The organism is Pedobacter sp. Leaf250 (assembly GCF_920984735.1).
In the GTDB taxonomy this organism is placed as follows: domain Bacteria; phylum Bacteroidota; class Bacteroidia; order Sphingobacteriales; family Sphingobacteriaceae; genus Pedobacter.
This window is the reverse complement of sequence record NZ_CAKLBU010000011.1, coordinates 103,103-116,474: the sequence shown is the minus strand read 5'-3', so window position 1 is coordinate 116,474 and position 13,372 is coordinate 103,103. Positions and strand designations below refer to the sequence as shown.

Sequence of the window (13,372 nt, the reverse complement as noted above, 5' to 3'; positions counted from 1 at the left end):
GTGTTTGTACAATGACGAATTTTGTTGAAGAATTAAGGTGGCGTGGCATGCTGCATGATATTATGCCGAATACTGAAGAAAAATTAAACGAAGGTATGACTTCCGGTTATATCGGGTTTGATCCCACAGCAGATTCGTTACATGTAGGCCATTTAACACAAATCATGACCTTGATTCATTTCCAGAAAGCTGGTCACAAGCCTTTTGCTTTAGTAGGTGGAGCAACAGGTATGGTTGGCGATCCTTCTGGAAAATCTGATGAGCGAAATCTCCAAACGCCAGAAATGATTGAACATAACCTTAAAGGAATGAAAGCGCAGCTGGCTAAGTTTCTAAAGTTTGAGGATGGCGGAAACGGTGCAGTGATGGTAAACAATGCCGATTGGTTTAAGGATATGAATCTTTTTACCTTCATTAGAGATGTTGGAAAACACATTACCGTTAATTACATGATGGCAAAAGATAGCGTTAAAAGACGCTTGGAAGGCGATTCTGGATTGTCGTTTACCGAGTTTTGCTACCAATTGATTCAGGGTTACGATTTCTATCATTTATGGAAAAACGAGAACTGTTTAGTTCAAATGGGTGGATCAGATCAGTGGGGAAATATTGTTACCGGAACAGAATTGATTAGAAGAAAAGATGCCGGAACAGCTTATGCCATTACGACTCAATTAATTAAAAAAGCGGATGGAACTAAATTTGGTAAAACTGAAAGCGGTGCGGTTTGGCTCGATCCTGAAAAAACTTCTCCTTATAAATATTATCAATTCTGGTTGAATGCCTCTGATGACGATGTAAAAAAGTGGATCAGAATTTTTACTTTAAAAACCAAAGATGAAATTGAAGCTTTAGAAGCGGATCATGATGCTGCACCTCATTTGCGTATTTTACAAAAAGCATTAGCTGAAGATATTACAGTAAAAACCCACTCTGTTGAGGCCTTAGAAACAGCCATTAAAACATCTGAATTTTTATTTGGAAACGGATCATTGGATTTCTTAAAAAGCTTATCAGGAAAGCAGGTTTTAGAGATGTTTGAAGGAATTCCTCAATACAAAATATTAAAAGCAGAACTTGTTGAGGGTATTGATGCAGCTAGTTTGTTCGCCGAGAAGGCTACAATTTTTCCATCAAAGGGAGAAACCAAAAAGTTGATTCAAGGCGGTGGAGTTTCCGTGAATAAAGAGAAAGTTGCAGATGCTGCTCAAATTTTTAATACAACACATTTAATAAACGATCAATTTATCGTTGTTCAAAAAGGGAAGAAAAATTATTTCTTGCTGATAGCAGAATAAGGATTTTCAATGTAAATATTAATTAATCCTGATCAATTTATGATCGGGATTTTTTGCGATGGAACTTATTTATTGATGAAGGTTCCATCCATAACACTGGAGGAAGAATTTAACTTCCTCGTAAGTCCAAATCATCCCGATAGTAAAAAAATTAAGCTTGTTAATAGAAGAGAATTTATTTTTGATAAAAGATTTAAGAGTTAGTTATTGCACCAATAAATTGCAGCCCCTGATATCTGCATTATCAAATCTGCCCAATACTTCAAAACTCCCATCGTTATTTATTCTCCCTAAATCTTGTGTGGCAATAAAAGAACATGAATTGATATTTGCCAGATCAATTACATTGATGCCACCTGTTTTTCCATTTTGAATTAACGATAAAGGATCATTGGTATCACGAATGAGCACTTTCATCCAATTGGGGCAATTGAAAATACCATCGCCTAAAGAATAAGCCTGCGAAAGCAATTCTGTCATTCCATATTCACTATGGATGGCAGGCACATTAAAGCCCTTTGTAAGCTGCTCATGTAATTCTTCTCGAACCATTTCCTTGCGTTTACCTTTCATTCCGCCAGTTTCCATTACGATCAATTCAGGAAAATCAATATCATACTGCTCAATGAAATCAAGAAGGGCATAGGTTACACCAATCAAAATAGTAGGTTGGTTTTTTGCTTTTAATTCAACTAAGGCTTCAAATAAATCATCATGATTATAAAGAAAATAACCACTTTGAGAATGCTTACTTTTTTCTATTAAATCATTAACCATGTAAATCAGCGAAGAGCCCGATCGTTGTTGGTAGGAGGGAAGTAAGGCTAAAAAACAATAACCAGTAATGCTGCCATAAAATTCATCAAATGCTTTTTGATAGCTTTGTTCATAGCGGTATACTTCGGTAACGTAATGATTACTTTGCACCATACCGGTTGTGCCCGAACTACTAAATGTAACCTCAATTGGATTTTTACTGCTTAAAATGCGATGTGTTTTGAAAAAACTAATCGGCAGGAAAGGAATTTCTTCAATTCTTTTTACCTGCTCAACATCCAATTTTAAGTGATGGATATATTCTTTGTAAACTTCGCCATTAATGGCTTGGTGTTTAAAAATTGCCAATGCATGCGCATTAAATTCATCTTTACTGTTAATTGAGAAAATATCTTCATTAGGCTTCACGTTACAAAAGTACGAAGCATTATGCTAATTTTTGTTCAGTTTTTTTGGCTAGCATGGCCATTCTAAAATGATAACCACAGAAACCACTGATGCCGGCAACCAAACCGCTTAATATTCCTGTAACCAATAACAAAGCCCACCATAATTTTATACCAGTCATTACGGCAACTCGGCCTGCCAAAACATTGTCGTTTGGTAAACTTTTAAATAAAGCATAACCAATCCACAATAAAAAAACAGCAAAGAAAGATTGCCAGAAAGCAATTTTAGCTGTTTTACCAATAATGCCACAAGTAGCAAAAGAAACAACAATAATTACCCACCAAGGTGCAACCATTTGAAGTAAAAAACAGATAATGACTATAACGATGAAAACCATTTTAAACTATTTAGAAATTTTTAAACGAGAAATTATTTTACCTGATTTATCATCAGGTGATTGCATATAAAACAGATCGTATAATTGACCATTGGCCCAGGTATCAACCATGTTATCATAAAATTTACTTCCAGGATTACCTGATTGTCCGCCAGGATAAACGCCATGCCCTTTGGGCGTTTTACCTAATTCGATAACCATTCGCCACGATGGACCGTTGGTTTCGCTAATGGCATTGATAGTACTTTTTGCGCCACCAATTTGCAGTACTTTTGATCCAAAACCAGGGATTTTTGCCAAATGTGGAACGTTGGTTTTTTTTACATTGCTCCATCTCCAATCTTTGTTAATTGGCCCGAATCTACGTTCCAAACTATCACAACTATATTTAAAGGCTTCGTTTACCAGATCAGAAAGCGTTTCTTTTTGAGTGGTGTTTACATTATCATACCATTTTGCATTTGGCTGTTTCACAATCATTTCTACGGTTCGGTCTCTCGATGGATAACGCATCGGTATGCCTTTTACCACAAACTCATCATTCCAAATATTATACGATAAACGTTTGGTCCATATTTCGAAAACGCTGGCGGCAATTTCATCGGCATCATAGCGTTTGCTCCACTTATTTACATAGCTTAAGGCTTCCTTTTGAGTCGCATTCAAGCTCTCGGTATTTAATAAAGGCACAATGGCTGGCAATACATTTTGAGCCAATATGCTGTAGTTATCAGTTTGCATTAACCTAATACTATCCATAGTTGCTTTGCTCATGGCGCCCAAACGATCATTGATTCTTTTCCCTCTTTCATAGGGAGCGAACTCCCAATTGATATAATACGGATAAGTGGTATCTGTAGATGATTGATTGGCCGAACTAACAAAGCCACGTGGCGGATTTTTAACAGTCGGGTTTTGAGCCGCTGGAATCCATCCCTGCCAATCATAAGCTGGATCAGTTCCATCTAAAATAAATTTTCCCTGTTGTTTCCATTTCAGCGGGAATTTACCGTTTGGTGTAATGGCGATATCATTATCAATACTAGCAAATACAAAATTCTGTGCGGGTGCAGTATAATACGTTAATGCTTTGCGGTAATCGTTGTAATTACTGCCCCGATTGAGGTAATAAAAAGTCATCAACTCATTTGATTGATCGTGTGCAATCCACCTCAATGCATCGCCAACAGGTACATTATCGGCCCTGCCGTATTTAGATTTCTGAAAATAAACAACCGGACCATGGTGAGTATAATAAACAGTGTCAATCTCATCTTTACTGCCACGGATTTTGATATTTTCCAGTCGTTTGGTGGTTTTATTCCATTTGTTATTGTACCAATATTCGTTATGAGATGAATCTTTAAATTTTATCTGATAGAAATCGAGCACATCTGCAGCCACATTGGTTACACCCCAGGCAATTTTTTGGTTAAAACCAATAATTACTCCTGGCGCACCAGGTAAAGAAACGCCATAGGTATTTACACCAGGCGCATGCAATTGGATTTGGTACCAGATAGAAGGAAGCGTTAAATCCAGATGTGGATCGTTAGCTAAAATTGGATAGCCAGATGCTGTTTTAGCGCCAGATAATGCCCAGTTGTTACTGCCAATGCCTTCAATTTTTTCTTTGGTTTTAACATTACCGGTGGTGGCATCGGTAAAACTTTGAGGTGTTTTAGGAACTGGAAGCGGAGAAAAATCCCACTTTGTTCCTACAGGAATAATTGGATCTTCTTTAAAAGGATAATCAGGGAAAAGATCTTTAGTAACATCAGGACCGAATTTTTTCAAGATGTTGGTCATGTAAAATTCATCAGAACCCATAGCCAAAACCGCTGACATTTGCTTTAACAGCAGCGCACATTTTACTGGTGTCCAATTTTCGGGCTTAAAATCCAATAGTTTATATTCCAATGGATAATTGGAGTGTGAAAGTGTTTTAATGTATGCATTGATTCCTTCTGTATAAGCTAAAATCATTTCTTTGGCCTTTGGGTCGGCCATCATTCCTTTTAAAGAATTTTCAGCGCCATACACCATGCCCATTCTGCGTTGGTAACGGTCTACTTCAATCGCTTTTTCTCCCACCACTTCACTTATTCTTCCTGCAGCGAAACGGGTTTGAAAGTCCATTTGCCAGAGGCGATGCATGGCAGTTACGTAACCTTGCGCCAAATAAAGATCGTAATCGTTTTGAGCAAAAATATGCGGGATCATTCTATCATCAAAAACGATTTCGATTTTATCTTTTGCACCTTTAATTTTTGCTTTATGGTTAAACATAAAATGATTGTTCTCAGCATTTTGCCAAAAACCCATAAACGGATTCAAAAACTTTAACAGCGGTGGATTTTGTCCAATTTTTGTATTAAATAAAAAGGCGAGTGCTATGGGAATAATTACACAGAATAGAGCTTTAATTTTATTCATAAATAATGGTTAGCTGAAAACATCAGGTTACTAAGTTAATGTAAAATGCTGATTTTAATTAAATGAAAATACAACAAACTGACTATCAATCCAAATTATAAAATGAATTGAAATTATTATGCAAACATAATTTGTTTAATTCGAAAAAAGCATTTAAGTTTATCCTAACTAATAATACAACTAACCAAAAATTAATCATTTATGAGTAGAAAATTTACACAGATCTTGTATGTGTTATTTTTAGTGTTTGCAATAAATCTTGTGGCACAGGCACAGAACATCACGGTTAGTGGAACCGTTAAAGATAAGCAATCAAAAGAGGGACTTGCTGGCGTAAGTGTAACCGTTAAAGGGCAAACTGGTGGTACGGCATCTTCAAGCGATGGTAGTTTTTCGTTCAGTACCGCTGCAAAAGTACCTTTTACATTAGTGGCTTCGTATGTTGGCTATGGTACAGTAGAGCGCCAAGTTACCGGAAACACCGCTGGAATTAATATCGAACTGGAAGCTGCGGTAACCCTTGGTGGCGATGTAGTAGTTTCTGCTTCGAGAACACCAGAACGTATTCTTGAATCGCCAGTTTCTATTGAACGTATGAGTGCCGCATCGATTAGAGAAATTGCTGCACCATCTTTTTATGATGCCTTGAACAACATGAAAGGTGTAGAAAGTAGCATGCAAAGTTTAACATTTAAATCCATCAACACTCGTGGCTTTAACTCAAATGGAAATACCCGTTTTAATCAATATATTGATGGAATGGATAACCAGGCACCAGGCTTAAACTTTTCTGTTGGTAATATCGTAGGTATCACCGAGCTTGATGTAGATAATGTAGAACTTTTACCTGGAGCTTCATCTGCTTTATATGGCGCTGGCGGTATTAATGGTACGTTATTGATGACTTCTAAAGATCCGTTCAAATATCAAGGTGCTAGTTTTCAATACAAAACAGGCATAAACCATGTAAACGATGATAACAGCAGCGTACAACCATTTAACCAACTGGATGTTCGTTTGGGGAAATCATGGAATAATAAATTTGGAGTTAAAGCGGCTTTTTCATTTTTACAGGCTAAGGATTGGATGGGTACCAACTATTCTAACTTTGATCGTAATGCAAGGATGTTCAAGGCTGGCGACAGAAACAGCGATACCAATTATGATGGTATCAATATTTACGGCGATGAAGTGAGTCAAAATATGCGTAACGTGGCCTTGAGTGTTCAAAATGCAACCATATCGGGTATTAATGCAGGTTCAGGTGGCGCCATACCTAACATTAAAGCTTTAATGGATGGTGCTTTTGGAGCAGCTATTCCTAACGCAGCACAACAAGCAGGTTTTTTAGCTGGTTTGCCAGCTGCTTTACGTCCAGCAGTACAAAATTATCTTCCTTTTTATGTGGGATTAAAAGCAAATTTGATTCCTGATCAAAACGTATCAAGAACAGGTTATAATGAGCGTGATCTGGTAGATTATGATACTAAATCATTAAAAGCTTCTGGAGCAATGTATTACAATATTACGAATACCATCCAAGCGGTTGCACAAGCCAATTGGGGAACAGGAACATCGGTTTACACGGGTTCCGATCGTTATTCGTTGCGTAATTTCAACATTGGTCAGTACAAATTAGAGGTTAAAGGACAGGATTTCTCAATTAAAGGATACACTACACAAGAACGTTCGGGTGATTCATACATTTCTTCTATTTTAGGAAGTTACATTAATGAGGTTTCAAAAGCATCAACTACCTGGTTTCCACAGTATATTGGGAATTATGTAGGTGCAAGAGCAGCAGGACAAAGTGATGCTGCAGCACACGTAACTGCAAGAGGTGTGGCTAATCAAGGTAGATTTGAACCAGGAAGCCCTCAGTTTGAAACTGCGAAGCAAAACATCATGAACACTACGATCAGTGCAACAGCGATTAACTCTGCCAATCCATCTCAAAGTGTTTACGGTGCCAAATTCGATGATAAATCTAACCTTTATCACTATGAAGGAATGTATAATTTTACAAATGCCTTTAATAATGTAGTAGAATTTCAGGTTGGTGCTTCATATCGTTTGTACGATTTAAATTCAGCTGGAACAATTTTTAACGATTTAACCAATTCAATTGATATTAATGAATATGGCGCTTTCGCTCAAATCGGTAAGAAATTATTTAACGATAAAGTGAAATTTACTTTTGCTGGTCGTTACGATAAAAGTATGAATTTTGAAGGCCGTTTTACACCACGTATTACTGGAGTTTTCACAGTAGCTAAAAATAACAACATCAGGGCTTCATATCAAACAGGTTATCGTAATCCAACCACACAAAATCAATATATCGATTTATCAGTTGGTGGAGGATCGCAACGTTTAATTGGTGGTTTGCCAGAAATTATGTTTGGTAAATACAATTTGAATACCAATAAACCCTTTACGGATATTAGTTATCGTGCTTTCTTGGCTTCTGCTGCAACAGGCACACCTAACCCTGCTTTATTGCAACAATATACTTTCGATGCAAGAGGCGTTCGTCCGGAAAGTGTACAATCTTATGAGTTAGGTTACAAAGGATTGATCCTTCCAAACTTATTAATTGATGCTTACGGTTACTATAATATTTACAAAGATTTTATTACGGCTGTTGATGTTTACCAAAATGTAGGCACATTGGCCAGTCCAACGTTTGTGAAATTTGGTGTGCCGGTAAATGCAGAAGGTGAAGTAAGCTCTTACGGTGCGGCCTTAGGATTAGATTATCTCGTAGGTAACTATAATTTTAGCGGAAACGTATCTTACAACCAAATTGGCGATCTTCCAGTGAATTATATCAACGATTTCAATACACCTAAGGTTCGTTATAACCTTGGTTTCGGAAACAAAGAGATCGTTAAAAACATAGGCTTTAATTTGTCTTACCGTTGGCAAGATAAATTCTATTGGAATTCGTCATTTGCATCGGGAGAAGTACCAGCTTACAGTTCTTTAGATGCGCAAGTGAGTTATAAAATCCCTTCAGTTAAATCATCTATTAAATTGGGTGGCTCTAACGTGATGAACAAATATTACATCACTTCTTACGGTAATCCGGCGGCAGGTGCTATCTATTATTTAGGATTCTCTTACAACCCATAATAGTTAACTATATTCGCTTTCATGAAGCCCTTGTTACCTACTAAGTAATGAGGGCTTTTTTATAGGTAATGATATATGGGAGCAGCTTTGTAGGAATTAATCGGGAATGATAAGTTAAGCAGTAGATTTATTTTGCTCAAAATAAATTTTAGCAATTGCAGACCGTTACTTATATCCAAACCTTTTCGCCTTTCTTACTGATCCTTCAAAGGCTTTTATTTATTATTTAATCCCCCTCTTTTATAAAATATTTGTATTATAGTACTTTCTTAAGCACATTCCAGTTTAAGACCTAATAATTTAATTTTTTTTTGAACAAACAAGGATGGAAGAGAATACCGACAAGACGAACGAGGTGAGTGATTTGATTGAGAAGGAACAAGAAATACAGCATTTAAATAATCCAGTTGATATATCTGTTAAGCCAATTGTTAAACAATACCTTGGCACAGTTAAAAAAGTAAAAAAGGAAGGTAACCGCTTTTATTTCTCCGATGGCGATGCTAAAGTAGAAATTCGTGTGGTAAGCGACGAGATTATTCGTGTTCGCTTGGCGCCACATGGTGTTTTCTTGGATGATTTTTCTTACGCAGTGCCGGAGGTAGATCAAAAGGTTGCTGTTTTTAAAATGCAGGAGCACGAAGATCACTACACAGTATCAACCCATTCGGTTACCTGTAAAATAGAAAAAGCCAATTTTCACGTTTCATTCTCTGATAATATTACCAATCTGGTGATGGTTGATGAGGCAAATTCTATGCATTGGGAAGAGAATACCGATTTTGGCGGTTATTACATTTATGCAACTAAAAAATGCCATCCCGAAGAGAATTTTTTCGGCTTAGGTGATAAATCTGGTAATTTCAATTTGCGTGGCCGCCGTTTCGAGAACTGGAATACTGATGCATATTCTTTTGGTTGGAACCAAGATCCGCTTTACAGAACGATACCATTTTACATCGGCCTTCACAATCAGGCTGCGTACGGAATCTTTTTCGATAACACTTTTAAATCGTATTTCGATTTTGGTGGAGAAGATGTTTCCAAAACCAGTTTCTGGGCAGATGGAGGCGAATTGCAATACTATTATATTCATGGTCCGCATATTATGGATGTGGTTAAACGTTATGCTAGCTTAACAGGCACACACCCAATGCCACCAAAATGGACTTTAGGTTATCAGCAATGCCGTTGGAGTTATTATCCAGAAAGCAAGGTAAAAGAAGTTGCAAAGCAATTCAGAGACCGTAAAATTCCATGCGATGCCATTTATCTGGATATTGATTACATGGATGGTTATCGTTGTTTCACCTGGAACAAAAAATATTTTCCCGATCCACGCAGAATGATCAAAGAACTTTCTGATGATGGTTTTAAAACGGTTGTAATGATCGATCCGGGAATCAAGGTAGATGATGATTATTGGGTTTTCAAAGAAGGTAAAGACAATAAATATTTCTGTCGCCGTAGTGATGATTATTTTATGGAAGGGCATGTATGGCCAGGACGCTGCCAATTTCCTGATTTTACCAATCCAAAAGTAAGAAAATGGTGGGGTAAATTATACGAGGAGTTGGTTGATATGGGCGTTGCCGGTTTCTGGAACGACATGAACGAGCCTGCCGTTTTTGGTTCGGGTACTTTCCCTAACGATGTTCGCCATAATTATGATGGATATCGTGGATCACACCGCAAGGCACACAACGTTTATGGCATGCAAATGGTGCGTTCAACTTACGAAGGTTTGAAAAAACTGATGCGCAATAAACGTCCGTTCACCATCACCCGTGCAGGTTATTCGGGTATGCAGCGTTATGCAAGTGTGTGGACTGGTGATAACATCGCCACTTGGGAACATTTAAAAATTGGAAACATTCAGTGCCAGCGTTTATCAGTTTCTGGCGTTCCTTTCTGTGGAACTGATATTGGTGGTTTTAGCGGAGAACCTGATGGCGAATTGTTCACCCGTTGGATTCAGTTGGGTACGTTTTCTCCATTTATGAGGGCACACTCTGCCGGTGATACTGCAGAACGCGAACCTTGGAGTTTTGGCGAATTCTTTGAAGATATCAACCGTAAATTCATCGAGTTGCGCTACCGCATGATGCCTTACCTATACTCGGTTTTCTGGGAACATCACCGTTACGGTTTCCCTATTTTGAGACCTTTGGTAATGCTTGAGCAAGAAAACATTAGCAACAGTTTCCGTCAGGATGAGTTTTGCTATGGCGATAAATTGTTGATTTGCCCAGTACTGGAGCAAGGCGCAATCTCCAGAAAAGTGTATCTTCCTAAAGGAACATGGTACAATTTCTGGACTAACGAGGTTTTAGAAGGTGGCAACGAATATACCGTAGAGGCAAAAATCGACAGCATGCCAATGTTTGTTAGAGCCGGTTCGGTAATTCCTGAATATCCGGTGATGCAATACGTGGATGAGAAATCGATAACAGAGGTGACTTTAAACATTTACCAAAGTGATTACGAAGTAAATTCATATATGTACGAAGATCATGGCGATACCTTTGCATTTGAGCAGGATATTTATTTGGAGAAAAAATTTACAGTAAAAGCCGATCAGCAATTATTGAAAGTGAATCAAAGGATAGAAGGGTTATACACCCCGAACTACGAATTTTACGCTTGTAATGTAATGGGTGTTAAGTTTCAGGTGAAAAAAATTATAGTGGATAATAAAGAAGTAACTGATTTCCATACTGATGATCAGAACGTTCTACACTTCAAATGTCTTAAAACTTTTACCGAGATACAGATTTTAAGTATCTAAAAATTAAAAGCCCTAAATGCTACGTTAGTGTTTGGGGCTAATTGTTATTTTAATCTTTTGAGATATCAATATCACATTTCTAATTTCTCGTATCTCTAAAACATCTAGCCAGAATCATCATGCCAAAAACTAAAAAAGTTTCAGAAAAAAAAACAGCTTTGCTTAAAACCGATACCAGTAAATCGGTTTGGGTGCACAGTTTGTTTACCGAATATGATATTGATCTTTTCTTGGTTGGAAAGCATTTTAGGCTATACGAAAAGATGGGGTCACACCTCATTAATGTAGAGAAAACTGAAGGGACCTATTTTGCCGTTTGGGCACCCAATGCTTCCAAAGTAAGTGTCGTTGGCGATTTCAATGATTGGAATAATACTGCACATCCATTAAATAAACGCTGGGATAAATCGGGTATTTGGGAAGGCTTTCTTCCTGGTATGGCCAAAGGCGAAGTGTATAAATATTTTGTTAAGGGATTTGATGAATCGGAACATTTAAAGGGTGATCCTTATGCCCGACGATGGGAACATCCTCCTCAAACCGCATCAATTGTTTGGAATACCGAATACATTTGGAAAGATAAATCGTGGTTGGCGAAACGACCTAAGCTGAATGCACTCGATCAACCGATATCAGTTTATGAACTGCATTTAGGTTCTTGGGAACGCGATCCTGGTAATCCTGAAAGGGTTTTAACTGCAAGAGAAGTTGCTCCAAGGTTAGTTTCTTATGTTAAAGAAATGGGTTTTACCCATGTAGAGCTAATGCCTGTAATGGAATTTCCATTCTTTCCGAGTTGGGGATACCAGATTACGGGATATTTTGGTGCCAGTTCTCGCTATGGTTCACCACAAGGTTTAATGTACCTCATTGATGAATTGCATAAAGCAAATATTGCTGTTATTTTAGATTGGGTACCATCTCATTTCCCTGGAGATAGACATGGACTTTACGAATTTGATGGAACACATTTGTACGAGCATGCAGATATGCGCAAGGGCTTTCATCCAGATTGGAAATCGTATATTTTTAATTACGACCGTCCTGAAGTACGCTCATTCTTAATTAGTAATGCAATATTTTGGCTGGATCAATACCATGCCGATGGCTTGCGGGTTGATGCCGTGGCTTCGATGTTGTATTTTAATTTTTCGAGAGAAGATGGAGATGCAGCAACAAACGATCAGGGCGGGCCAGAAAATTTTGGTGCTATCCAGTTTCTGCAAGATTTAAATGTTGCAGTTTATGGTAATTTTGAAGGTGTTCAAACCATTGCAGAAGAAAGTAGCACTTATCCTGGAGTAACACATCCTGTTCATGCAGGTGGTTTAGGATTCGGCATGAAATGGATGATGGGTTGGATGAATGACACTTTAAAGTATTTTAAAGTGGATACTTTGGGCAGAAAACACCACCATCATCAGTTAAGTTTTAGTATGACTTATGCCTTTACCGAGAATTTTATGCTGCCTTTTTCTCATGATGAAGTAGTACATGGAAAATCGCCCATGCTTTATAAAATGCCAGGTGATGATTGGCAGAAATTTGCAAACCTTCGGGCGCTTTATGGCTATATGTTTACGCACCCAGGCGCAAAGCTTTTGTTTATGGGCAATGAATTTGGCGATACCAACGAATGGAATTTCACACAATCACTCGATTGGCATTTGCTTCAATATGCTCCACATAAAGGCATGCAGGAAACTGTTAAAGCATTAAATTTCTTATATAGAAAAGAACCAGCATTGTATCACTTCAACTTTACATATGAAGGTTTTGAATGGTTAGATGCAGATAATGCGGACGAATCTGTTTTCATTTTTATGCGCAAAGGACCAAAGGCGAAAGATACATTGGTTATTGCCATTAATCTAACACCAGTAGTTAGAGAACATTATCGTATTGGAGTTCCTTTTAAAACCAAATGGAAAGAAATATTCAATACCGACGATATTGTTTATTATGGTAGTGGTATCAATAACAGGGGAGACATTGTTCCAAATAAAGAGGGTTATAATAGACAGGAATATTCTATCAACATTACCTTACCACCACTTGCTGTTATCGTTCTTAAAAGCAAATAATAGTTTCGTATTGAAACAAACGAAGGGTGTTTGAGTATAAATAAGAAAAGCCTCTCATTGCTGAAAG

At 37.6% G+C, this 13,372-nt stretch carries 7 protein-coding genes; 4 read left to right on the top strand and 3 right to left on the bottom strand.

Going from position 1 to position 13,372, the window contains the following annotated elements; all coding sequences use genetic code 11:
- The first annotated feature begins 11 nt into the window (after positions 1-11).
- On the top strand, positions 12-1,298 hold the full coding sequence (tyrS, locus tag LUA91_RS11920; protein ID WP_231426276.1) for a tyrosine--tRNA ligase: 1,287 nt from the start codon (positions 12-14) through the stop codon (positions 1,296-1,298).
- Between the two features lie 204 nt (positions 1,299-1,502).
- On the opposite strand, the gene LUA91_RS11915 is transcribed toward tyrS, so the two are convergent.
- From LUA91_RS11915 to LUA91_RS11905, 3 genes are read right to left on the bottom strand one after another with little or no spacing between them, the layout of a single operon-like run.
- Positions 1,503-2,483: an acyl transferase gene (locus LUA91_RS11915; protein WP_231426275.1), complete on the bottom strand. Its 981-nt coding sequence runs from the start codon at positions 2,481-2,483 to the stop codon at positions 1,503-1,505.
- Between the two features lie 19 nt (positions 2,484-2,502).
- On the bottom strand, positions 2,503-2,862 hold the full coding sequence (locus LUA91_RS11910; RefSeq protein ID WP_231426274.1) for a hypothetical protein: 360 nt from the start codon (positions 2,860-2,862) through the stop codon (positions 2,503-2,505).
- 6 nt (positions 2,863-2,868) lie between these two features.
- Positions 2,869-5,298, bottom strand: a complete 2,430-nt coding sequence (locus LUA91_RS11905; protein WP_231426273.1) for a penicillin acylase family protein — start codon at positions 5,296-5,298, stop codon at positions 2,869-2,871.
- A gap of 201 nt (positions 5,299-5,499) precedes the next feature.
- Here LUA91_RS11905 and LUA91_RS11900 point away from each other — a divergent pair, with 201 nt between their 5' ends.
- From LUA91_RS11900 to glgB, 3 genes are all read left to right on the top strand, one after another.
- Entirely contained in the window at positions 5,500-8,433 is a 2,934-nt protein-coding gene (locus tag LUA91_RS11900; RefSeq protein ID WP_231426272.1) for a TonB-dependent receptor, read from the top strand.
- 325 nt (positions 8,434-8,758) lie between these two features.
- On the top strand, positions 8,759-11,221 hold the full coding sequence (locus LUA91_RS11895) for a glycoside hydrolase family 31 protein (RefSeq protein ID WP_231426271.1): 2,463 nt from the start codon (positions 8,759-8,761) through the stop codon (positions 11,219-11,221).
- 119 nt (positions 11,222-11,340) lie between these two features.
- On the top strand, positions 11,341-13,305 hold the full coding sequence (glgB, locus tag LUA91_RS11890) for a 1,4-alpha-glucan branching protein GlgB (protein ID WP_231426270.1): 1,965 nt from the start codon (positions 11,341-11,343) through the stop codon (positions 13,303-13,305).
- Positions 13,306-13,372 lie beyond the last annotated feature (67 nt).